Origin of the sequence: Rhizobium freirei PRF 81 (genome assembly GCF_000359745.1) — a bacterium.
Classification (GTDB): domain Bacteria; phylum Pseudomonadota; class Alphaproteobacteria; order Rhizobiales; family Rhizobiaceae; genus Rhizobium; species Rhizobium freirei.
The window spans coordinates 62,341-84,946 of sequence record NZ_AQHN01000083.1; the positions used below are offsets into that span (position 1 = coordinate 62,341).

Genomic DNA, 22,606 nt, shown 5'->3' on the forward strand with positions numbered 1-22,606 from the left:
TTCTACTCGCCGGAGCCGGCGGCTGCGGTTTCCGAGGAACCGGAGGATGAGCCGCCGCCATAAATGGCAGGAGCGAGATTGGCTTCCGCCAGCCAGAAGTCGCGTTTGGCGTTGACCGACTGCAGGGTGGCGTTGATCTTCTCACGCGTGTCGGTGAGCAGTTCGAAGGTATTCGTGATCATGCCGTTGTAGGTCAGCAGCGATTGCTCCTCGACCTTGGCGCGGAGCGGTACGACATTGTTGCGATAATGACGGGCGATATCGAGGCTCGAGCGATAGGCCTGATAGGCCGCTCTCGCCTCAGAGCGGATGTTGACGGCCTTTTCTGCAAGCCTGTTGGCCGAGCGCATATAGGCGAGCTCCGCCTTTCGCATACGGGCCTTGCCACTGTCGAAAATGGGAATGGCAAAGCCGATATCGGCCGATCCTGTGAAATCGACCTTCTTGGCCCCATCCTCGCGGCTGCGCTCCGCTTCGAGCCCGGTGGTGAGCTCCAGATCCGTGACGTAGCGGGTGGCCTCCGTCAGGCCATAGGATTGCGCGGAAGCCTCGAGTTCCAGTCTGGCAACCTTCAGGTCGATCCGGTTGCGAAGGGCATCCGTCTCGATGGTGTCGCGCTTTGCAATCGCCTTCGGCAAAGGCGGCAAGCGGTTCGGTATCCGGTACTCCATATCCGAGCCCCAAAGTCCGAGCAGCCTTGTCAGCTCTTCCTTGGCGAGCCTGGCCGCCAGCCGCGCCTTGGCCGCGTCTCCGGCAAGTTCGGCCGCGAATGCGTGCTCGCGAGCCTGGCCGCCTTTTGCCATTGCTCCGGTTTCCCCCAGCTTCTCGGCCAGTTCCGAGGCCGCGTCGGCGGCGGTCTGCGCACGCTGAAGCTGGGTGACATTCTCGTCGGCCGCCACGGCGGTGATCCAGGCGCGGCGCGTATCGGCGGCCAGGCGCAGCGTCGCGACCGCCGCATTGAGCTGTGCCTGCCGGAAGCGCGTGTCGGCGAGCGCGATATCGCGTTTCTTGGTCATGAGCGCGAGGATGTTGGCCGTGAGCGCTCCCTCGATTGTCCTGAATGCTTCAAGCTCGGGCGTGCCGATACCCTTCAAGCCAACGGAAGCTGTCGGGTTGAGCAGCATGGTCGCCTGCCACGCATCCGCTGCGCTATCGCCGAGATCGGCATAGGCGGCCTGAAGGCCCTTGTTGTTGAGGAGTGCGATCTGGACGGCAGTATCGACATCCAGGCTCTTCTCTCGAGAAAGGAGAGCCTTGGTTTGCGCGGACAGCGCCTTTGCCTGCTGCTGGTTTTGAACCCAGACGGCGTCCTTCGCGATTGCGGATCTGGTCGTCGTCGACACCGCGGAAAAGCCGGCCTCCCTCCCGGCATAGTCTGCACCGCTGACGCAGCCGCCGAGAATGATTGGAAATGCGGCAACCGCTGCAAGCGTTCGAATTGAGCTCATGACGCATCTCCTTTGGCTGGAGACTGCTGGTCGTTCTGCTGGCGCCAGGGCTTGGGATCGACGGGCTTGCGCGGGATATAGCCCGAGACAGGGGAATTGTACTGGAAGGGAGCGACGGAACGCGCCTGTGCGACATCCGATGACGGGACGACGTCAGGAGGAAAACTGGATGCGCAGCCGCCGACGAACAGGGGCAGCCCCACCACGACTATGGAAGGTTTCATCTTTAGAAATCCGAATAGGAGATTGCCAATGGCAATTGCGGGAAAAATCCCGGCAAAAGCCATGCGAACCCGTCAGATGCGGGCAGATCCTATTCAGATATTCGGGGGGCGATCGAAATTGGGCTTCTCGCCAAGCGCGAGTTGATCGTCGATAAACTGGCGAATGGACGACACGGCAAATCCGCCGACGTCATAGCCATGGCAGATAATACCGAAGCCGATGCAGAAATCCTTGCAGCATTCCTGCTTGGCGATCTTATCTTTCGCCAATCCGGATGCATCATCATGATGATTATCGGCGGCTTGCTGCTGCTGGGCTTGATGATCGCCGTGAACCATCTGCCTCTCGGCGCGGACCTCGGAAAATGCCGAACCGTGCATTGCGGCATTCGCGTTGGACAAGCTATACCCCGCCAGCGATACGATGATCGCCAGCCGCACAAGAAGGAGCAATTTGCTCAGTGCGATTCGATAGAATTTGCCCATATGCAAGCAGCTACAATCAAACCTGGCCCTTTTCAAGGGCAATCTGAAGTCAAGATTCGCGTCGCTCGATTAACGCCGAACAGCCGGATAACGCTGCTTATCCCATTCGCAGATAATTTTCGGGAATATAGTCGGTATCGGTGTCGCAAACTCGGTTTCGACCAGCCGCTTTTGCCAGATAAAGGCCTCGGTCGGCTTCCCTGCATAGCTCTAAAAGGGATGAACGGTCATTGCTCGCTCGTGCGATACCAATGCTCGCTGTCACACTGACATCGGGGCCGAGGCGAAGGTAGCGTATTTCTGACACTGCCTTGCGCACCCGCTCCGCCAGGAGCAATGGATCTCCGGCTCCAGACGGAAGGAAAATAATGAATTCCTCTCCTCCCTGACGCCCGAACAGAACGGTCGGTGGCAAAATCGACTGCACCGCTTGTGCCATCTTTGCGAGGACCTCGTCGCCGGCGGAATGGCCCCAACGATCGTTCAGCTGTTTGAAGTGATCGATGTCGAGGTAGAGAATGGCATCGCCATTTTTCAGCTGCTTGGAGACATTCTCGTTAAAGAAGCGGCGATTGTAGAGGCCGGTGAGAGCGTCGCGTTCGGCCAGATGCCTGATCTTGATATGCTGTCGCTCGCTGATGAAAATGACGATGGCGATCGCGAGTACGAACTTGGATAGGATCATCAGGAAGAAGCCGCTTGCCACGTCGAGCAGAGCGAAGGAGTTCAAGCAGAACTCCAACGCCATGGTCAGCGACAGGAGACTGTAGGCGGCAAGTATTGCCGCGACCAGCTTGCGGATCGGGAGCGGTTCGCGGCGCGCATCCATGAAGACAACGAACGCGGTGGCGGCCATTGTCAGGCAAGCGAGAAAATTGAAGGCGGACGCCCGATAGGTGTTGTTTAGATGGAATGCGGTGACAATGCCTGCCGCAAGCGTCAACGCCGCGGGCACCAGCGCAAGCGCGATCCTGATTTTTCTATCGGGGTTGCTGATCAGGATGAATGCCAAGCCGAGCAGGGAATAGCCTAGCACTGCAAGGACAACGTTTATCAGGCTCAGCGGTCCGTAAAGCGCCGGATGGGTTTCTGCATATCCGGCCAAGGTGGAAGCCACGGCTAGAACGACAAAGCTTGCTGCGAGAAGTCCAACGCCGCGGTTTTCAGTCGAGGTGAGCCGCAAGTAGCCTAAGGTCAAGGCGCCTGCGATATAAGATGTCTTCTGCAGGAAGAGCACCGTTGGCATATCCAATTCATTGATCATCAAGTATCACCGCATGGCCATTCATTGTGATTGCCGTAGCGGAAAACGCTGAATATTTTGCGAAGAACGTGACGGGCCGGGAACTATTCGCCCAAATAGCAAATCATCGAGTCAATCTGCGCATTTCGCTGCCCGGATTCCCTCAATCCCGATGGGCTGAGCCGTTATGATGAATTCCAAGGCTCGCCGCGCGTTCCCTGACCGAACAGGCGTGAAACGGCAATTCCAACGGCGTGGAAAGTGCTTCGGCCAATGCGCACTTGATGTCTCCTTGGTTGTGATATAAAGAAATCCTTATGTCTTTATATTGGAGATGAAGTTGCCCTTGCCCCTGTTCGCTCTGTTTCTGGCTGCGTTCGCGTTCGGCACGACCGAGTTTGTCATCGCAGGCATTCTCCCGGATGTGGCTCAGGGGTTGGGGGTTTCGATCCCTTTCGCCGGCTATCTGGTTTCCGGCTATGCGCTGGGAATTGCGGTCGGTGGGCCGCTTCTGACCATGGCGACACGACGGGTTTCGCGCCGTGCCATTCTCATTTCCCTTACGATCGTCTTTTGCCTGGGGCAAATTGCCTGCGCACTCGCGCCCGACTTCGCTGCCATGCTCCTTTTCCGAGTTGTAACCGCGATTGCGCATGGCGCCTATTTCGGCATTGCGATGGTGGTCGCCGTCGGCCTCGTCCCGCAGGCGTTTCGGGGACGTGCAGTGTCCGTGATCCTCGCGGGACTGACCGTCTCAAACATTATCGGCGTGCCTGTCGGGGCGGCAATCGGCGGGCTTTGGGGGTGGCGCATGACTTTTTGGGCGATGACCTTTGTCGGCGTCCTCGCATTGGTTGCGATATCGGCCTTGATCCCGCCAACGAAGGCCGAACGTCAGCAATCCGGCAACATTGGCCGCGAAGTCCGCGTTCTTGGCCGCCAGCAGGTTTGGACTTCCCTTATCATGATGCTCGCTCTGATGATCGGGCAAATGGTGCCGTTCACCTACATAACGCCTCTTTTGCAGGAGGTGACGGGTCTTAACGCCTTGGTCATTCCGTGGGTGCTCTTGCTCAATGGCGTCGGAGCCACGCTGGGCGTATTCATAGGCGGGAGGCTGTCAGACTGGAAACTGATGCCCTCGCTCATCGTGCTGCTTGCCGTTCAGTCCGCAACACTCGCCATTCTTTATCTGGTTTGCCCATATCCTTTACTGATGACCGTGACGATTTTTGTTTGGGGTGCCCTTAATTTCGCCATTGGCACCCCGATCCAGGCTCGCATTCTGATGTGGACCGCCGACGCTCCGAGCCTGGCATCCTCGCTCATTCCATCGGGATTCAATATTGGTATTGCGATCGCAGCGGTCGTCGGTGCCGCTCTGCTTGAGGGTGGTTATGGCTATCGCAGTTTGCCGGTGCTTGGTGCCGTAGCGCTTGCTCTGGCCTGCCTAGTTGCCGTCCTCTCAGCGATGCGTGAAAAGCGCAGCGGTGCCGTCCCACCCAATGCGGTTCTAGCTTAATTTCGCCGCCGCCCGGATTTGGCGCGAAGTGGCCGTGAATGACAATTCGGCGAGCGGCGGCGTTTACCGCTCAATTTCGCGAAAATCCGTCAGGCTGTGTTCGAAAGGAGAAGGCATGCCCTTCTCCCAGATAGGAACGCCTGCAAGCTCCTGCGTCCTTCCGATCGAAACGCCTGTTTCAGGCTTGACCCTGCGTTCTTTCCAGCAGGGACAGCCAATTTTCGTGGCCGATCTTGCGCAGCAGCGGCTCGGAATAGCCGGCGCTGCGCATTCTCTCGATCAGGCGCGGCAAGCCTGCGGCGCTGCCGATGTCCGAGGGGATGACTGCTCCGTCGAAATCCGATCCGAAAGCAACCCCGTCTTCGCCAAGGCGCTCGACCAGATAATCGAGATGACGCACCATGACATCCAGATCGGTGTCTGCGCGCATGGCGCCATCCGGCCTCAGGAAACAGGTGGCGAAGTTCAATCCCACCACGCCGCGGCTTTCCCTGATGGCGTCCAGCTGCTTGTCGGTGAGGTTGCGCGTGGATTGGCACAAAGCATGGACATTGGAATGCGTCGCGACGAGCGGCGCGGTGGTCAGCCCGGCAACGTCCCAGAAGCCTTGCTCGTTGAGATGCGAAAGGTCGATCATGATGCCGCGGCTGTTGCACTCGTTCACCAATGCGCGACCGGCATCCGTCAGGCCGGGACCGGTATCTGGCGAGCCGGGGAAGCGGAAGGGCACGCCATGGGCGAAGATGTTCGAGCGGCTCCATACCAGCCCGATCGAGCGCAGGCCCGCGGCATGAAGCACGTCGAGATTGGCGAAATCGGCATCGATCGCCTCGGCTCCTTCGATATGCAGGAGCGCTGCGATCCTGTCTGTCGCCATGGCGGCGCGGATTTCGGTAGCACTCCGGCAGATGGCCAAATCAACGGGAAAGGCGCGCTCCAGCCGCAGCATGGCCGACAGCATGGCGATGGTGGAAGCCTGTGCCTTCTCCAGCGGTAAGAGCGGCGGTAAGGGCAGATCGTAGCTTGCGCCCTGCATCTCCTTATCAATGTTCATCTCGGTCACGGGCGGCGGGAACATGGCGAAAAAGCCGCCGGCAAAACCGCCCTTACGAGCTTTGGGCAGATCGATATGCCCGGAACCGTCGCTCTTGCCGAACATCGCCACATCTGATTTTTCTTTGCTGAAGGCGAGATGGAGCAGCGTGTCGTTATGACCATCGAAGATGGGGACGATGGCTGAAGTTTCGGCAGTCGAATCCACGAGAGAGATCTCCTTTGTCAAAGCTCGTACAACTCACAGCTATGGTGATGAGAGTTGCGCAATCAATCTGCGATGGGGTTGTACCCACACGGTTGGCCAATCGAAAGTGTGTCGGATGCCTCTCACAGAAATAATTTGCACGCCCGTCTTCCGCGGGAGCTCCGGCGCCCTCTCGAACGCAACATTCACTATTGACAAGGTTTTCCAATATGCGCGCTCCCACTCCTCCCTCGAGAGTCGTTGTCGTCGGCGGCGGTATCTTCGGGGTCTCCGCGGCCGTTCATCTGGCACGGCTCGGCATTCGAACAACCCTGGTCAACGACGGACCGTTGGCAAACGGTGCGTCGGGCCGCTCGCTTGCCTGGCTGAATTCGGCGCGGCGCCGGTCCGATGCCTATCATCGGCTGCGCCTGGCGGGGATCGACCGCTATCGCACGCTCTCGGCCAAATATCCGGACGCTGCCTCGCTGCGTTTCGATGGCGGCTTGACCTGGGATGCCGATGATGCCGGCAACGACATTGCTGCGGTTTTCGATTATGAGCGTGAGCTTGGCTATCATGCCCAGCTACTGATGCCCGATCAGATTGCCAAGGCGACGCCGGGCGTCGATGCCCGCTCGGTGACACGGCAGGGGGCGATCTTCAATCCGGGCGAAGGCTGGGTCGATCTGCCGTCATTGATCGGCGTTCTTGCCAAAGAGTTCCGGGCACTAGGTGGCGAAATCGTCACCGATGCCGGCCGGGCGATGGTCGAGGTGCAGGATGGCCGCGCCCGCGGCGTCACGACCGCGAAAGGCGGCCATTGGTCGGCCGATGCCGTGCTGCTGGCTGCCGGCGGCGAAGTGCCGGCGATCGTTGCAGAAGCTGGGCAGCATATCGGCGACGATACGCCGATTGCGCTTCTCGTTCGGACGAAGCCGATCAAGCATCCGTTGAAGGCGGTGCTGAACACGCCGCGGGTTGCCATTCGGCCGACGCCCGACGGCGCCTTTGCACTGGATTCTGCCTGGTCGGAAGAAGAGGTGATCGTGAATGCCGATGGCAGCTACGAGATCAAGCCTTCGACGCTCGAAGGTTTGCTGCTGGAAGCTTCAAAGGTGCTGGAAGGGAATCCGCAGCTCGAAATCGGTGACTACGGTGTCGGCCCCAAACCCATTCCGGGCGATGGCGAGCCCGTTTTCGGCGAGTTGCAGGCGATCCCTGGTTATTTCGTTGCCTTCAGCCACAGCGGCGCAACGCTCGGCCTGATCGCGGGAGAACTGCTTGCTGACGAGATCGCCACCGGCAAGCGTCATCCGCTTCTGGCAACCTTCCGGCCAGAACGGTTTACCTGATGCTCAGGCCAATGTCGGTTCTGCCGCCAGACGTGCGGATCGGCGCAAGGCGCCGGGTCTGATGGCGAAGTGGCGTTGGAGCGCACGGCTCAGTGCCGCCTCGGATTGGTAGCCGACATCGGCAGCGATCTCACCCAGCGCGTCGGCCGTGTGGGCAATGCGGTTCCGCGCGATCGAAAGCCGTACTTCCGTCAGAAATGCCAAAGGCGGCATGCCGCATATGCGCCGAAAGGCGCGGACCAGTGTCGCCCGCGAAACCGCGACGATGGAGGCCAGTTCATCCAGGCTCCACTCCCGAGCAGGCTCGCCGAGCATGGCAAGCGCAGCTTTTGCCGTTTCGCGATGGCCGAGCAGGGCCAGCAGCCCGTCTGCGGGAGGCTCCGCCTCCAGATGTGCCCGCAGTAGCATGACGAACAGCGCGCTGGCCAGGTCGCGCGCTATAGCCGCTGCGCCCGTGCGGTCGGCGTCCAGTTCCTCGCGGATGGTCTCGACCAGCATGCTGCAGGCGTGTTGCCCGCTGAGCCGAAGGACGATGGCATGCGGCAGCAGGCGCAGCAGCAGATTGTCGGCGGCGCTTTCCAGGTACAGCCGGCCGCAGATCAGTTCAGTCTCGAACTCCGCGCCTTGCGTCTCCTTGATGCGGATGGCGTTCTTTTGGGTGGTCCCGATGGTCTGCATAGGGCCTCGTCCGTCACCGCCACGAGCAACATGCGCATCACCATGGGGGAGCAGCAGCACGTCGCCCGCCTCCAGACGGACCGTCGGTTGCCCCTTGCGCTCCACTGAGCAGGCACCCTTGGTCACGATATGGAATGCCGCCCAGCCCTTTGCTTCGGGCGCATGTGGCGAGTTCCAGTCGCCGCCAAAGCGGCAGAAGTCCTGCAACTCGGGCCGCACCCTGAGCATGGGCGCAAGCAAGCTCAGTACGTCATGATGTCCGCTCATGGATGCCCCGGGCCTTTTGATCCGTTCGGTCATATCGTTGCGCCTGGCGGATATCAACATTGGAGCGGGCGAGGCGCACTGTCTCCTCACCAACAAAGGAGACCTAAAATGCATATGATGGATTGGAACGCCTATCGAAATCAGATTCTCGCCGGGGTTGGCGATGTGGCAAAGCTTTCGCCGGATACGGTGAAGGGCTACGTCCAGCTAAGCAATGCCAACGCCAAGGACGGCCATTTCGACGCGAAGATGCGTGAGTTGATCGCTCTTGCCGTCGCCGTCACTCTGCGCTGCGACGGCTGTATCACGGTCCACACGGCCGCGGCCAAGAAGGCCGGCGCCACTACGAGTGAGATCGCCGAAGCGCTCGGCATCGCCGTGAGCGTCAACGCCGGCGCTGCTCTGGTCTACACGACCCGGACGCTTGACGCTTTCGCCGCTGCAGCTGAGCAGGGCTGAACGGGGTTTCTCGGGGTTCGATGGGATGCGGCGTCTGTGGCGGCGCACCCCGTTTCCAAAGGTTCCAAGATCGTCAGACGCCAAGCGTGTTGAGCCAGTCGCCAAACGTCGCTGTTTCTGTCATCCGTGGCAGATGTTCGGCCTTGTGTTCCCCCGTGTGCCTGCGGACCTCACTTGGGCTGTAGCCGAATTCATGGGTGAAGGCCCGGCTGAAATTGGCCGCCGATTCAAAGCCAAGCTCCTTTGCGATATCGGCTATCCTTTGACCGTTATCCAGATCGGCAAGTGCGGAACGCGCAGCCAGCAGCCGCTTTCTGCGGACATAGTTCAAAACGCCGCCCGATGCTTGGAACAGTTCATAGAGTCTGGTGCGTGAGATCGCCAGTTCGCGGCTCAATGCTTCGGGAGTTAGATCTGCCGATCCAAGATTATTCTGGATAAAACGGCGAGCCTTGGTCATCAGTCCGATCTCGGAGCTATGATCGTCGCTTATGTGGCGATGCACGAACGGCGCGACGCTATTGAAAATCATCTCCTGAAGCTGGTTGCGCACACCGTGCAGATCGTCTCTCGTCATCCGGCCGAGGTTCTCTTCGAGAAAAGTGGTGTAGTTGGCCAGCAGCTCGACACGCGCGCCCCCGAGAACAACGTTGTTGCTTGAGCCGGGCAGTCCGCCGTGATCGGCAAAGAGATCGGCGGGTAGAATGAGGGTGACTGACTGTGCGCTTAAGGTACGGCCATAAAATGGGCAACCAAGCGTGCGGATCTCCATCATCCCCGGTTCGTTCTCGACAACGGTCCCATTGACGCTGGTCCAGGTCTTTCCGGTGCGCAAGAACGTGATCTGCCAATGATCTATGGCGCTGAAACGTACCTTGTGCGGCGAGCGCTCATAGCGAAAGGCTGGCGTCTCCTGCTGGATAAAAAGCGCTCCTTCCAGGTTCCAGACGGTCTGATCTGCGGCAAAGCAATCACCAGCTCGATGGTTTTCTGGAAGATAGGCATCGATCAGCGGTCCCATACGCTCTTGCCATGCGGAAAATTGGTAGCCAGGGCTTGCATCCGAGGTGGAGAACGGCAAGGAGGCGAGCTTTGGCATGTTTATGTGAGCGTCACAGAGCGGAGCCTGCAAAATGCGGGGCCACCGGCGTCTTTCCACAAAGGTTGATTGCTCGGAGGAAACCTCGGTTTTGTTCCGCATCATTCCGTTGGCCCCTCAACAAAGCAAGGCAGATTGCCGGGTGCAGTTCGCCGCGCGCTCGCTGCGGGCGAATAAGAGATCCGGATTCCACGCTGCCGAGCATTGAGGGTTAAAAATGCATCTCGCGCGGAGAAAGCTGGCCTCAAATGGCATCCTTGCTGTCGAAGTGTCGCAAAACAGCCCGAATTTGAGTCCATCCGACCGCTCGGATGCCGGCGGATGGACGTATAGGAAGCTGCGGCATCATATGTCGTGAAAAGAATTCCGGCTTGCGGTACGCATTGGTGGGCGAACCGAAAGAAGGCTGTGGATGCCTGATCGAAGGCACTGTGCAGCCGTCTAATATCGCGCCAAACTAATATTGCAGTGGGAAGCATCCTCGTGGATCCCAACCTAAAGCCTGAACGGAAAAAATTAGACGATTTCTTTAATATTTTCAAGATATCTAAAGAGGTCGTTTAAATATTTTGCGGCAGAATCGACGAAACGAAACCGAAAAGGAGAGTAAACTTATGGGTTTGAACCAAGATTTTCGCAATCTAAGTCTTTATAATCGTAAAATTGGAATTCTTATATCGTCAATGCTTTCGATTGCATCTTTGGTCTCTGTACCTTTGAATGCAAGTGCCGCCGAAAGTTCACATGTGAAGAGTAAGACTGTTCAGCTGTATATGAAGAAGTATGAGAAGAACAATGTTGTGTTCTATAGCGGAAGATCTCTTTCCAGAACGACTACTGTCTCTTCCGAAGATTACTTCAAAGGCTCACCCTACATTTGCACGCCGAGCGGGTTTGGAAGAACCTCGCATTGCCACAATCGCAGCGGGTTTTGATATGTTCGCAATGAACCCAAGCATTGCTGACAGCAAAGAATAGGGGCATTGCTCGGATGACGGTTCGACTGAACAAGTGGAACGTGGCCGCTCCGCCATCCTCGTAAGTGCCCCTATATAAGTATTTGACTTCAACCGGGCAGATGTGTGCGGACATGATCGCCCAGTCGCAGTTTCAGAATCTCGTCATCATGTTTCGTTGGATTATGACGGAATACATACCACTTTCCGCCTGATGCTCGTTTCTGATAGATGATCCCAGCGTTCCTGCGATGCAGGAAGCAGGAAACATTAGGTGAAGCGCTCTTCTTGCTATACCAGATGGCGCTCATGCAGAGTCTGCCGCGATCGGTGGTGTACCAGGTGCCTTTCGCGTAAGATTTTTGGCCATGCGTGCGCGACCAAGCGGTAAAGCGGTTGTGATGGCGCGCAAAAAAGCCCGCACCATCCTTCCATATCCAGGAACGTCCTTCGTAGATTTTTCTCAAGTCCGTGGCGCTCATCGGATCTGCCTGATGGGCTGCGCGCACGGTCATTTTGTCGATTTGATGCTGCGTTGCCGCGTTCACGGTGCCGACCAGCGCGGACACCGTGAGCAAGGCACTGATGACGACGACGCGCAACGAAGACATTTGTTTCTCCTCAACCTTCCGTCGCAATTGTCAGTTCAACAGGGGGCTGGCGACGCGCCAGTCCGGTCGGCCCAGGCCATACGGCCAAGGATAGACCTCGCGGTCGTTAAAGTAGACGACCGCTGTCAGGTCAGGGAATTCGGAATGCGGCTTGTTGGCTTCTTCGGCCCATGCGTGAACATAGGCTTCGTTTCCCTGGTAGCCGAGTTCCGCGATCACGATGGGCTTCTTGAAGCGCTTGACGCGGTCGTAACCGGGCTTGGTTGCGTCCACGAAGTTTGAATCATGCCCCAGCGTGCGCTGATCGAATGGCTGGTAGCCAAAGACCGACAACCCGACGACGTCGACAAACGAATCCCCGGGATAGTAGGCTTCAAGCCCGTCCTTCCCCATCGGAGACCACATATATTTTGCCGTAGGAAGGCTCTTGCGGCACACGGTGACGGCATGCTTATAGGCCTTCACATAGTCCTGGGGTGTCCAGTAGGCCCACGTAAACTGCCCGTTTTTCTCGTCCATTTCGTGAGCCCAGCGAATGGTGACGGGCTTATCAAGTTTGGCCACGGCCGAGCAGATCGCCGTCATGTTGGAATCGTAGCGCCCCTCCATGATTCCATTGAAGAGATCAGTTGGGGTGACGCGCCAGTTGCGCGCCCATGACCAGGGCTCGATCGTGATCAGCAACGAACGCCCGCGCTTGTTGGCGTAGTCATTCGCCGTGCTCAGCGTTGATAGATCGACATCTTCCCAGGGCAGAAAGAGGTGCTCGATCTTGGGATTGGGGTCATTGGAAAAATCGCCGTTCGGGTCGTAGGCGCCACCCGGCAGCGATTGTGGTGTGATAATCGGCCTCTTGTCGTTGAAGAGAGGCCGGGTCGTGGTCTGCGTGGTGGTGCCATTGCTGGCGGCGTACACTCCTCCGCAAAGGACGCCAGTCGCAAGCAACGCCGTCGTTAGCTTTGATAGGGTTTTCATCGGATTGCCTCCTTTCCTCATTCGGCCTTATGCACAGTCAAAACCGAGGCCTTCATGGCCTCCAGCCGCTGTGAGACCAGATCATCGGCGATCAACTTCGCCGCCTCATCGGTGTCTTTGGTGACGGGATGACGAAATACGAACCATGTCCCGCCAATCTCTCGTTTCTGATAGATCGTTCCACCCAGGATGCGATGCTCGAAGCAGGTCTGGGCCGGAAACTGGCCGTTTGCGGCGTGCCAGGTTGCGTCGAGACATAGGCGACCCGTATCGGTCACAGCCCAGCGCCCCTCGGCCCAGGACTGCCCGCTGCTTCCGTCGACCCAGGCGGAAAACCGCCGGTCTGTATCCTGCATTCGCCCTGCGCCGTCGGCCCAACGCCAGGTCTTGTCGCGATAGAGCGTGTAAAGTTCGACCGCCGTCATGGGTCTTGCTCCGTCGGGCACCTTTTTGGCCGTCCCGGCGGTAGCCGCATTGCTCCCCGTCGCAAATCCAAGAACAACCGCAAATGCCAGCGATGTCGCGAGGGTGGTGGAGATCGTCTTCTTCAATGGCTTCATGTCATTTCTCCCGTAGTGTGGTTGGGATGAGCTTGTCGCCGTTCGGTTCCGAACCTGCTATTTTCATGCGCGTTTCCGCCAATAGCGTCCTTCCCGTCATGAACCTCTGTTATCCGTATCCTTCGCGAACCAGTTCAGATTGAGCACCAGCCTGTGTAGTCCGCGGCCGCCGTTACCGGCTCCGGCCACCGAAAAGCGCTCTTCGAACAGCACGTAGCCGTCTCTGTTCCAGGTCAACGACTGAATTCCCTCAGGGCCGCGCTCGACCATGCCGGCGAAAGGCAGGACCATCAGAGCGAGCAGGCCGCTGGCGAGCGCCGGACGATAGAAGCGTTTATTGGCGCTGACCGAGTTTTCGCGAGCATGCTGGATGATGATGACCAGCAGCAACAGCGTGTAGATGGCGGCGTTCATCGTTGCAAAGATGTAGAAGCCGCCAGCCTCACTTGCGTCGTTTACGGACAGCACCGGCACCATGGAGACCAGCGAAAGCATGGCATAGGGTGCAAGGACCCGGAGCGGTATCGGATCCACGTCGGAGGTGCCCTTTGGCGTGACGCGGAAATCCACGAAAGATCCCGTTGCCCAATCGCGAATGGCTGCGAAACCTCCCACAAGCGCCCAGGGCCAGCGGGCAAACAGGAACAATGTCATCTCCCAGCTCAGGATTTTGGCATCGAACGGTCTGAACGTGCGGGTGCTGCGCCAGCGATAGGCAAACAGTATCAACAGGACTGATTGCGGCAGAAAGTGAACGAGGAACTCAGGGTAGGAAACATCAACGAAGGTCCTGCCCCGGGTAAGCGCGATCATGGGCAGAACGAACATCAGCGCCATGAAGAGCGAAAAGAGGGAATACCACAGTTGAGAAAACAGGAACTGAGCCCTGAGGCGCAACGGCAGCCGTCCGATCAGCTGCGGCGTGTATTGCAGCAAGACCATCATCAGGCTGCGCGACCATTGAAACTCCTGGGTGATGAGATCGGAAAAGGTGCGCGGACCGTCGCCGTGCGCAATCGCGTCGAGTGCATGAACGCCACGCCAACCATGCGCGTTCATCATGAGCGTGGTCGAGTGGTCTTCCGCCAGCTCGGGACCTAGCCCGCCAATGCTGCGCAGTGCCGTGGTGCGAACGGCATAGTGCGAGCCGATGCAAAGCGGCGAGAGCCCGCTGTTGAAACCTGCCTGAAGCGATCCGTGCATGCTGGCCTCCGCATAAAGGCGGCCGCGCGCAGACCAGCTTGTGGCGGCATTCTGGTCGCAGATGCTCGGCGCGGATACATAGCCGACCGCCGGATCTGCGAAGGGGCGTAGCATCTGGAAAAGATATCCTTGCTCGGGCACGTGATCGGCATCGAGCTGCACGACGAAGTCATAGCCTTCGTAGCCGTAGTGATCGTAGAAGAAGGCAAGATTGCCTTCCTTGCAGCGGGTGCGCCGCGGCCAGGTCTGGCGGTGATAGTCTTCGCGTCCCTTGCGGGTGGAAACCTTAACGCCATGTTTGCGGCACCAGTCCAGCGTCGAAGGTGACGGATCCTCATCTGCGAGCCAGGTATCATGCGGAACATCTTGCTCCAGCATGGCCCGCAATGTGCGGGCAACGACCGCAAAAGGCTCCGATGGCGCTTTCGTGACAACCATGGCGACGCGGCTGCCGGCGGGTAGCCGCAACCGGCCATTCGGCTTTTGAGCACGAAAGAAGACGACGATGAAATAGGCCGGGATGATCGTCACCCAAGCGAGCACCAGGGTCAACAAGACCGAGCCGACAAGGTCGACATGGTGGGCGGGCGTAAACCACCAGCTCCAGAAATAGACGAGTGCCGCAAGCCACAGCGTGGCGCAAACCGCATATTCCGCGCGCTTGCGTCCCTCAAGGATCGGCGCCATCAACGCCTCGTCCCTCATCACCTGAGCTCGTGTCCGGATCGACGTCATCCCCGCACCTCCAGTCCGAAGAAGGGAGCTGCGGTCCGGATGATCGTTTCGATATCCGAATGAACGGCATGGAAACCGAGTTTTTCGGCAGCAAGGTCAGACGCCGCATAGAGTGTAGGGGGATCGCCCGGGCGACGCACGCGCATGGCGACGGGGACCTGACGACCGCAGACGCGTTCGATCGCGCTTACGATCTCCTTGATCGACGTGCCGCGCCCGGTCCCCAGATTGACGGCAAGATTTTCGCCTCCCGCCAGCAGATATTCGACCGCCAGCACATGCGCCCTGGCAAGATCCGTTACGTGGATATAGTCGCGGACGCATGTGCCGTCCGGCGTGTCGTAATCGCTGCCATAGACGTCCAAAGTCTCGATCGAGCCACTGGTTGCCAGCAATGCGCGGGGAATGAGATGCGTCTCGGGATCGTGCCATTCGCCGAGTTCTTGTTCCGGATCGGCGCCCGAGGCGTTGAAATAGCGCAAAGCCACATAATGCAGCCCATAGGCGGCCGAATAGTCGGCAAGCATATGTTCTGCAATCAGCTTCGTCCTGCCATAGGGATTGATCGGCTGCGGCATCTCGCATTCGCGGATCGGCAGGCGGGTCGGAACTCCATAGATCGCGCAGCTCGATGAAAAGATCAGCTTGTCGGCTCCGGCGCTGCGGGATGCTTCCAACACGGATAGAGTGCCTCCGACATTGTTGGCGTAATATTTTGCGGGCTTCTCGACGGATTCTCCGACATAGGCCGAGGCGGCAAAATGTATTATTGCGGCGGGCTGGTGGGTTTCGATCACGTCGGCAAGGCGCCGCGTGTCGAGAATATCCCCTTCTATGAAGGGCCCCCAGCGCACCGATGTCCGGTGCCCTGTCGACAGATTGTCATAGACGACCGGTTCGAACCCCTGTCTATGGAGGAGTTTCGCAGTGTGGCTGCCGATGAAACCGGCGCCACCCACGACGAGTATCTTTTGTCTGGTCATCACACAACCTCGAGAAGCTCGCTGTTGGGACGAACCAGCTGACGTTCAAAATAGGCGATAGTGGATTTCAGGCCCTCTGCCAGGGGGACCGATGGCTCCCATCCCAACTCCCGCTTTGCGCTCGAAATATCGGGCCGGCGTTGGCGCGGGTCGTCGATCGGCAAGGGTCTCTCGACGATCTTCGACGAGGACCCGGTCATGGCGATGATCTGCTCGGCAAGATCGCGCACGGTGAATTCGCCCGGATTTCCGAGATTGACAGGCGTATGGATGGACGTCTGGTTGCCCATCAATCGAATGAAGCCTTCAATCAGATCGGTGACATAGCAGAACGAGCGCGTCTGAGATCCGTCGCCATAGACCGTGATGTCTTCGCCCTTGAGCGCCTGAACGATGAAATTGGAAATGACGCGGCCATCGTCGGGACGCATGCGCGGTCCATAGGTGTTGAAGATGCGCGCAATCCTGATATCGACGCCGTGTTGAACGTGAAAATCGCGGAACAGCGTCTCGGCAGAGCGCTTGCCTTCATCGTAGCAGGAGCGGGGGCCGAAGGAATTGACATTGCCCCAGTAATTCTCCGGCTGCGGGTGCACCTGGGGATCCCCATAGATCTCCGAGGTCGAAGCCTGGAAAATGCGCGCTTGATGAAGCGTGGCGAGCTCCAGCAGATTGAGCGACCCGAAAACGCAGGTCTTCATCGTATGGATCGGATCTGCCTGATAATGCGGCGGTGAAGCCGGGCAGGCCAGATTGTAGATCTCGCTGACCGGCAGATCGAGCGACGCAATGATGTCGTGGCGGATAAAACTGAACGTGTCGTAGCGGAGCAGATGCCTCAAATTATCCATCCGCCCAGTCGAGAAATCATCGACGCAAATGACTTCGTGACCGTCTTGCAAAAGTCGATCGCAAAGATGTGATCCAAGAAATCCTGCGCCTCCGGCAACAAGAATCGCACGCTTCTGTGTATTCTTCGGAGTTATGCTTGCAGATTTGAACACGATGCCCATCAAACCCTCCCGGAAATCTAAACACGCAGCCGAGCATGCAAGGAAAACAGAACTTCTGTCCTTGTATGAGGCGTTCACAAATTGGAATTATTTCTGCAACTTGGATTTCAGTTTACTAATATTTAACTATGCTGTCGTTATCAGGGAATTCGGACTCTTTACATTCTGTCCATTTTTGTATCTCGAATTTTGATTCGCATGACGGCGAAGAAATCCAATGTAAATCTTTGTTTATACTGAAATCTTTGCGTTCAATCGGGAACATATTCTTTAAGGCTTTAGTCTAATTTTACATATTCTGGTTTTGAATATAATATATCCCCGCCTGGTGGAAAAACGCACGAGGCTTGAGAGACGGCCGATGACGACCGAGTTCACGCAAACGGACATGCCGCGCTGAGTGCTGGCGGACTTATCCACAGATTTTGCGTGCGGATCGCTAATCTTGCCGCTTCGATCTCGATTTTATTGAAGCGCCTGGTCAAACGGGTGTCCGGCAGTTCTGCGCATCGTCCAACGCAGAACTTTCTCCCAGTCCGATAATGAACAGCTATTGTCAGGTTAGACGCAAATCCAGGCGCGGATGAAGCTTCTTCAGGTTCGGCAGAGATTTCATCTGCCAGGGAATTTGCGATGAGCCGCACACGGTAAGGTGGATGTCCGGATTCTTGCGCGCCTCTATGGTCAGCTTGGCGAGCAGGTTGATACCCGAAGAGTTCAGAAACTGCAGACCGGTCAGATCGAAAGTCGCCTTCCCACTGCCTCCATGAAGGATCGCCCTGGCCAGATCATAGACCGGCGCATAGGCGTCAGGGCCTGCCAGCCGCATCGTCCCGTCAAAATACAAGGTGCTGCCTTCGGACCAGACGCGGAATGCTTCTTCTTTAATTTCCATGAAATAGGCCCCGTGCGTTGACGACTATGAAATTGCCATGGTGGCATAGGTTTGCAGCTTGGTGCGCTTGTGTGGATTATCCTCTTCGAAACGCCAGGCCAATTGAACCTGATAGTCGCTCATTAAAGTCAACAGTCCTAACCCGGATGCATTGCCTCCCGCAAGAACGTTCGCCTCGATCTGTTCTATGAGGAGGTCGGCGGGATCGCCGTCCGTCACCTTCAGCAATAGCTGCTGGAAGCGGGCCGTCGCATCGTGGTCGATCAGATTGGCAATCCGCATCTTGAAACTATGCTCCTCCGTCAGCGCTTCGATAACGATCTCGCCGGAGGTGCGAAACTTGATGGAGTTTTCGATGAGTTCGTTTGTCAGATAGCCGATATCGTGCCGTGCCGTCTTGTACCGGCGCTCGGAAGACCGGAAATCGAGCGCCATCGTCTCCGCTATAAAGTCCGATGTCATGGCGGAATGCCGCCATGCCAGATGAAGCGGCCCGTCGAACAGGCAAATCCGCAGGGCGTTGGCAGCGTTGAACGAAGCTAGATGCTCCATGCCAAATGTTGCAGTTGTCATCTCTCACCTATGTCGCATCACTACAAGAGTAATATCGTCATGGATCTTCTGCGTGCCGATGTAGGTCATCAGGTGGTCGAGTATGCCCTTGACGACTTCATCGGCAGTGCCGCCATGCAGGCGGCGGGCGTCTTCCAAAAGCCTTTCGAAGCCGAATAACTCGCCCTTTGAATTTTCCGCCTCGGTCACGCCGTCGGTATGCAGGACGATCATGTCGCCTTTTTCGAAGATGATTTCCCGCGTGTCGATAAAGGCAGCTATATCGGGCTCGAGACCGACGGGAAGACCGAGATCCCCGGTCTCTATCCGCTCCACCGTGCCGTCTTTGCGAACGATGATCATGTCTTCGTGCTGGCCGGATATCGTCAGCCGCTTGCCGTCATAGTCGATGAACGACAAAGTGAGGTGCTTGTCCGTCCTCGTGCGTTCGATGTTCTTGAAGATCGCACGGTTGAGATCGGTCAGGAATTTTGCGGGGTTCATTTCGCCCGCTTCCTGCAAGGCGCGAGCGATCGACTGCACCATCAGCATCAGCACGCCACTTTCAAGTCCGTGCCCGGTCACGTCGCCGATGCCGATCTTTAAATTGTTTCCACTCTGCAGAACATCGTAATAGTCGCCTCCGACTTCGTCGGCCGGCCGCATATAGGCGGCAATCTCCAGGTTCTTGTTCGCCGCAAGCTCCTTGGCGCGCGGCAGGACCATGAGCTGGATCTGACGGGCGACATTGAGTTCGGCGCCCAGCCGCAGGTTTTCGCTCTTTAGCTGGCCGTTGAGGGCTGAGATTTCTTCCTTGGCCGCCTCGATCTCCTTCGTCCGGTCAGAAACGAGCTTCTCGAGATTTTCGGTGTGGAAGCTGATATCCTCGGCCATGCGGTTGAAGGCAATGCCCGCTTCCCCGACCTCGTCCTTGGTCGAAATATCGACCCTGACGGAATAATCCTTGGCTTGTATGCGCTTGGCGGCGCTTGCCAGCGCGCTGATGCCGCCGGTGACGCGCTTGGAAGCGGCAAAGACTGCCGCGGTGACGATCAGCAGCGACACCAGAACCGCCATGATCTGATAGAGCAGGATGCGATTGGTCGCTCGTGATATCTCCTCCTTGGCGGCAATAAGCGAAGCGTAGATCTCGCGCTCGGGCACGACTATTCCAAGCGACATGACCTCGCGCTGTATAGGCCCTTCCACCCAGAGGTTGGTGGGGTGCAACTGCTTGATGACCACGAGATAGGGGACAGCCTCTCCCTGTTCGCTAAGGGAAATGTGCTGGATGACGCCGTCGGCATCGAGCGGCAGCGTTGTGACGGCCTTCTGCAAGCTATTGCGCAACGATCGGTCAAGGCCGGTGACCCCCTTGGCGGCTGCGTCGCTCGAGGCACGCAGACCTAGGGTTTTCTCGCCGATGGGATTGATCGCGACGACATTTCCGTTCGACATGGTCAGGAAGCCGAAGCCGCTTTGGGCGACTTTCACGTTCTCGACGATTTCGGCCAGCTGGGTGAGAGTGATATCGGCACCGGCTGCGCCCGCGACGCCATGCCGATCCGGCGTCCATAGCGGATGGAAGAAGCTGACGATCAGCTTTCCGGTAATGGCATCGGTATAGGGGGCGGTCTGGGTAATGTAATCGGCAACAGGGCGCGATGATGGGTTGGAGGCCCATTGCTGCCAGGACTCATAGAGGCCCGGGAAGAAGAAGGTCCAAAAGTCAGCGCTGTTGTGGCCGGGGTAGAGCTTGTCGAAGGTCTGTGCCTGCGTCGTATAGGGCGCCGTGCGGAAGATCGGGCGCTCCCTCGGGCCGATATAGTACATCTGCAACTTCGATGCGCCATTGTGCAGCAAGGATGGCGCAACCAGGTTCAGCACGGCGCTCCATTCGATGTCGGCCTGGACCTGGGGCAGGGGGCGATGGTCCTTGTCGAGCAGATAGCCCCAGACGCTGATGACGGATGGCGTTCCGGGAGCGTTTTGCGCCCATTGGCCAACCGGGTCATAGGTTACCGTGACGGTGCCGGGGGAGGCCTTGTCCATCGCAGAACCAATAGCCCCACTCCTTGTGGGGTCGTCGATCTGCGCTTGCAATACGCCTGCAAGTGCTTTCACATCAGAGTGGACCTGATTGATCAGAAGGCCGACCTGGGTGGCTGTCGAGTTCACGTAGGAGCTGATGTAATCCTGGCTCGCCTTCTCCAGGCCTTGCCCGACCTCCGTCGTCGCATTGCGCGAAAGGCGCTGCACGTTCCAAAGAGCAAGACCGCCGCTGACCATGAGATCGAAAAGAACGGCTCCTCCGACAACGAGCAGGAACTTGGCGCGAAATGAGCGCAATCCGAGTCTTCGCTTGGCGCTTGTCGTTTCCGTCATAGCGGTTTCTGCCCCGATGTGGCCCAGATCGGCCAGCCGGCATAGCCTCTTGGGTGGAGCGCTGCGAAGATATGATCGGCAAAGCCCTGCTTGAACCTTTCTATGAAGGCAGGTGAATCGCCTCTTCTGACCGCCATTTCATCGGCGTAGACATTTTGCCATGCGGTGATGATATCGGCGAAATCCTGGGGATCGCCGTCGCGATTGGTGACCATGAAGCTTTCCATTCTCACGTCCGTGAAGCCGGCATCCAGCAGCATGCGTCGGCCTTTCGGGCCCATCTCGACATCCATATCGAAATGGGCAAACAGTTTTGCGACTTCGGTGTAAGTCCACTGGATGCTGTCGGCTCTTGGTTCTCCAAGGCAGTGGGAATTCTTCTCATTGGTGATGTAGACCCTGCCGCCCGGCTTGCATATGCGATACAGCTCTCGCAGCAGGACATCGGGGCGATCGAAGATCTGCAACGAATGCCTGCAGGTGACGAAATCGAACTGATCGCTCTCGAACAGCATTTGGGATGCGTCGCCATAAGTGTATTCGATATCCCGGACATCGAAGTCCGCCGCGACCTTGCGGGCGTATTCCAGGCTGGGTATCGAGTGATCGAGCGCGACGATCCGCGCCGGCTTGAAGTGCTTTCTCAACAGCATCGCAAAATCGCCGATGCCGCAGCAGATGTCGGCGACCTGCATTCCCTCGCGAAGGCCATGTCGCGGCAATATCTCGCGCTCGTGCCGCCAGGTCATTTTTGTCTGCGTTCTGAGGATCGGTATGAAGCTTTGGTTTTCGACGAATGTCTGGCCCGGATAAAAGGCCGAATCGTAGATGTCGACGACGATGTTGGGCGAAAGGTCGCTCAAATGGCGAAACAATCGCGACGCCCAGGCAACGACGCTGGAGGCGATGACCGTCAGCTTGAGATCGGGCCTCGATCGGGTCGCGTCGAGCAGCACATGCGTCAAGGCACGGAATGCCGTGTTGTTCATGTGGGTGACGCGCTTCAGATTGATATAGCAGACGCCGTTTACCGTTTCGATGCCGTTGCGCAGCAAGGCGAGATCGTCCGCGAGCTCGGCAACCGAATGTGGTCTAAGGACGCCCGATAGGGAGAATTCCTGATTGTTGGCGTCGAATTGTGCCGTGAAGCGGTCAGACGAATGGTTGCTCAATTGAGGAGCCTTTCGAGTGCTAGATCCACCACAAAGGTCAACATCCCGGCATCCTGTTCAGACAGCTTGATGTCGGCGTCGTAATTGACCGCGAGGCCGAGAAGGATCGCATGCTCGGCGCGCGCGGCGTCATTGGTGATGACATCAAGATAGTTTGCAAGCGCCTGTCCGCTTGCGATGCGCTCGACGATTGCTTGGTAAAAGCGGCGCTGCTCGGCCGAGCAGGGTAGGGTCAATTCGATCCGTTCGGTTGAACCGTTTCGATGGAAACGGCAGGTAAGGGCACCGGTGGATTCCCTGGTGTGGAAGGACAGCTCGAAGAGCTCGTTCAAGGCGGCCGAAAGCAGATTGGCATGACGGATGGGGTCGTGCCGGTCGTGGCTGACCATGCGAGCCACATAGGCGGCGCATTGGTCGCAACGCAACCAGTCCGCCACCAGGGTCGCCATTTCCATCTCCATCTCCAGCAATGGTTCGAAAGCAGCATTCACTGGCAGTTCCTTGGTATTCACGTGAGAAACTCCTGGGTGAAATGCGTTTCAGAC

The 22,606-nt window shown here is 57.9% G+C and carries 21 protein-coding genes; 3 read left to right on the forward strand and 18 right to left on the reverse strand.

Translation table 11 applies throughout. From position 1 onward, the window contains the following. Positions 1 to 2: 2 nt before the first annotated feature. From RHSP_RS22525 to RHSP_RS22540, 4 genes are all read right to left on the reverse strand, one after another. On the reverse strand, positions 3 to 1,448 hold the full coding sequence (locus RHSP_RS22525; protein ID WP_004123647.1) for a TolC family protein: 1,446 nt from the start codon (positions 1,446 to 1,448) through the stop codon (positions 3 to 5). Beyond that, positions 1,445 to 1,672: a hypothetical protein gene (locus RHSP_RS22530; protein ID WP_037153987.1), complete on the reverse strand. Its 228-nt coding sequence runs from the start codon at positions 1,670 to 1,672 to the stop codon at positions 1,445 to 1,447. The genes RHSP_RS22525 and RHSP_RS22530 overlap by 4 nt, the downstream gene beginning before the upstream one ends. Before the next feature lie 93 nt (positions 1,673 to 1,765). Continuing rightward, positions 1,766 to 2,158, reverse strand: coding sequence for a hypothetical protein (locus RHSP_RS22535; RefSeq protein WP_004123652.1), 393 nt, complete (start codon positions 2,156 to 2,158; stop codon positions 1,766 to 1,768). Positions 2,159 to 2,255: 97 nt separating this feature from the next. After that, positions 2,256 to 3,422 (reverse strand): GGDEF domain-containing protein, encoded by a 1,167-nt coding sequence (locus RHSP_RS22540; protein ID WP_004123655.1) that lies wholly within the window; start codon positions 3,420 to 3,422, stop codon positions 2,256 to 2,258. A gap of 313 nt (positions 3,423 to 3,735) precedes the next feature. On the opposite strand from RHSP_RS22540, the gene RHSP_RS22545 reads away from it, so the two are divergent. Then, positions 3,736 to 4,923 carry an MFS transporter gene (locus tag RHSP_RS22545; protein ID WP_004123658.1) on the forward strand — a complete coding sequence of 396 codons (1,188 nt, stop codon included), beginning with the start codon at positions 3,736 to 3,738 and terminating at the stop codon, positions 4,921 to 4,923. A gap of 178 nt (positions 4,924 to 5,101) precedes the next feature. On the opposite strand, the gene RHSP_RS22550 is transcribed toward RHSP_RS22545, so the two are convergent. Continuing rightward, positions 5,102 to 6,184, reverse strand: a complete 1,083-nt coding sequence (locus RHSP_RS22550) for a dipeptidase (RefSeq protein WP_004123662.1) — start codon at positions 6,182 to 6,184, stop codon at positions 5,102 to 5,104. Between the two features lie 209 nt (positions 6,185 to 6,393). On the opposite strand from RHSP_RS22550, the gene RHSP_RS22555 reads away from it, so the two are divergent. Further along, the gene (locus RHSP_RS22555) at positions 6,394 to 7,518 is read left to right on the forward strand and encodes an NAD(P)/FAD-dependent oxidoreductase (protein ID WP_004123665.1); all 1,125 of its coding nucleotides are present in this window, start codon (positions 6,394 to 6,396) and stop codon (positions 7,516 to 7,518) included. 3 nt (positions 7,519 to 7,521) lie between these two features. On the opposite strand, the gene RHSP_RS22560 is transcribed toward RHSP_RS22555, so the two are convergent. Next, positions 7,522 to 8,496 (reverse strand): cupin domain-containing protein, encoded by a 975-nt coding sequence (locus RHSP_RS22560; RefSeq protein ID WP_004123666.1) that lies wholly within the window; start codon positions 8,494 to 8,496, stop codon positions 7,522 to 7,524. A gap of 75 nt (positions 8,497 to 8,571) precedes the next feature. On the opposite strand from RHSP_RS22560, the gene RHSP_RS22565 reads away from it, so the two are divergent. Next, positions 8,572 to 8,922 carry a carboxymuconolactone decarboxylase family protein gene (locus tag RHSP_RS22565; protein WP_004123667.1) on the forward strand — a complete coding sequence of 117 codons (351 nt, stop codon included), beginning with the start codon at positions 8,572 to 8,574 and terminating at the stop codon, positions 8,920 to 8,922. Positions 8,923 to 8,995: 73 nt separating this feature from the next. On the opposite strand, the gene RHSP_RS22570 is transcribed toward RHSP_RS22565, so the two are convergent. The 12 genes from RHSP_RS22570 to RHSP_RS22625 all read right to left on the reverse strand — a co-directional run bounded on the left by RHSP_RS22570 (position 8,996) and on the right by RHSP_RS22625 (position 22,573). Then, on the reverse strand, positions 8,996 to 10,126 hold the full coding sequence (locus RHSP_RS22570; RefSeq protein WP_004123668.1) for a helix-turn-helix domain-containing protein: 1,131 nt from the start codon (positions 10,124 to 10,126) through the stop codon (positions 8,996 to 8,998). A 961-nt stretch (positions 10,127 to 11,087) separates the two neighbouring features. Beyond that, on the reverse strand, positions 11,088 to 11,588 hold the full coding sequence (locus RHSP_RS22575) for a DUF995 domain-containing protein (RefSeq protein WP_004123672.1): 501 nt from the start codon (positions 11,586 to 11,588) through the stop codon (positions 11,088 to 11,090). 30 nt (positions 11,589 to 11,618) lie between these two features. Further along, positions 11,619 to 12,563, reverse strand: coding sequence for a glycoside hydrolase family 26 protein (locus RHSP_RS22580; protein WP_004123674.1), 945 nt, complete (start codon positions 12,561 to 12,563; stop codon positions 11,619 to 11,621). A 17-nt stretch (positions 12,564 to 12,580) separates the two neighbouring features. After that, a complete protein-coding gene (locus RHSP_RS22585; protein WP_004123675.1) occupies positions 12,581 to 13,123 on the reverse strand; it encodes a DUF995 domain-containing protein in 543 nt (180 codons plus the stop codon). A 96-nt stretch (positions 13,124 to 13,219) separates the two neighbouring features. Beyond that, positions 13,220 to 15,013, reverse strand: a complete 1,794-nt coding sequence (locus tag RHSP_RS22590; RefSeq protein WP_420820105.1) for a glycosyltransferase family 2 protein — start codon at positions 15,011 to 15,013, stop codon at positions 13,220 to 13,222. A gap of 44 nt (positions 15,014 to 15,057) precedes the next feature. Continuing rightward, on the reverse strand, positions 15,058 to 16,044 hold the full coding sequence (gene galE / locus RHSP_RS22595) for a UDP-glucose 4-epimerase GalE (protein ID WP_004123680.1): 987 nt from the start codon (positions 16,042 to 16,044) through the stop codon (positions 15,058 to 15,060). Continuing rightward, positions 16,044 to 17,057 (reverse strand): UDP-glucuronic acid decarboxylase family protein, encoded by a 1,014-nt coding sequence (locus RHSP_RS22600; RefSeq protein ID WP_037153866.1) that lies wholly within the window; start codon positions 17,055 to 17,057, stop codon positions 16,044 to 16,046. Before RHSP_RS22600 ends, galE begins: the two co-directional genes overlap by 1 nt. A gap of 556 nt (positions 17,058 to 17,613) precedes the next feature. Then, the gene (locus RHSP_RS22605; RefSeq protein ID WP_004123685.1) at positions 17,614 to 17,952 is read right to left on the reverse strand and encodes a slr1659 superfamily regulator; all 339 of its coding nucleotides are present in this window, start codon (positions 17,950 to 17,952) and stop codon (positions 17,614 to 17,616) included. 24 nt (positions 17,953 to 17,976) lie between these two features. Beyond that, complete coding sequence (locus RHSP_RS22610) at positions 17,977 to 18,525, reverse strand: slr1658 superfamily regulator (protein WP_037153869.1); 549 nt, start codon at positions 18,523 to 18,525, stop codon at positions 17,977 to 17,979. A gap of 3 nt (positions 18,526 to 18,528) precedes the next feature. After that, complete coding sequence (locus tag RHSP_RS22615; RefSeq protein ID WP_037153872.1) at positions 18,529 to 20,889, reverse strand: SpoIIE family protein phosphatase; 2,361 nt, start codon at positions 20,887 to 20,889, stop codon at positions 18,529 to 18,531. Beyond that, positions 20,886 to 22,061, reverse strand: coding sequence for a class I SAM-dependent methyltransferase (locus RHSP_RS22620; RefSeq protein ID WP_004123710.1), 1,176 nt, complete (start codon positions 22,059 to 22,061; stop codon positions 20,886 to 20,888). The genes RHSP_RS22615 and RHSP_RS22620 overlap by 4 nt, the downstream gene beginning before the upstream one ends. Continuing rightward, positions 22,058 to 22,573, reverse strand: a complete 516-nt coding sequence (locus tag RHSP_RS22625; RefSeq protein WP_004123711.1) for a hypothetical protein — start codon at positions 22,571 to 22,573, stop codon at positions 22,058 to 22,060. Before RHSP_RS22625 ends, RHSP_RS22620 begins: the two co-directional genes overlap by 4 nt. Positions 22,574 to 22,606 lie beyond the last annotated feature (33 nt).